This window comes from Larkinella sp. C7 (assembly GCF_006149005.1).
Taxonomy (GTDB): domain Bacteria; phylum Bacteroidota; class Bacteroidia; order Cytophagales; family Spirosomataceae; genus Larkinella.
Window position 1 is genome coordinate 1 of record NZ_VBSL01000174.1, and the last position, 426, is coordinate 426.

At 43.7% G+C, this 426-nt stretch carries 1 protein-coding gene; it reads right to left on the reverse strand.

The genetic code is table 11. From position 1 onward, the window contains the following. Positions 1 to 16: 16 nt before the first annotated feature. The coding region (comGC, locus tag FH871_RS34970) for a competence type IV pilus major pilin ComGC (RefSeq protein ID WP_369008817.1) at positions 17 to 426 on the reverse strand (410 nt) is incomplete at its 5' end.

Here is a 426-nt window from a genome sequence, read left to right on the forward strand (position 1 = left end):
AATCAGAGTAAAGGCTCTAGTTCGGAACGTTGCGACTTTCCTTATGTTTCTTGTAATAATCATTGTAAGAATCCGCCTGTTTTTGGGTGATGTCACCATCAGAAACTAGTTTTGATACCGTGGCATCATCGCTATGATTGAGTTCATAGAGTTCCGCCTGACTTTCCACCACCTTGACAACGGCTGAACCGCCAGTATCCTTGACCTTATCCTTTTGCTTGGCCAAATTGGGGACAAAGAGCAGGAGCAAAACGCTGATAATCAGTAGCACGACCAGCATTTCAATCAGGGTGAAGGCTTTGACCTTCTTGCCTTTTAGGCGTTTGAGAAATTTTTTCATCATAAAGGTACCTCCATATTGTGATACATGGGCAGCAACATGGCTGCGTAAATCATGACGATAACAAGGGCCACCAGAATAAAGAC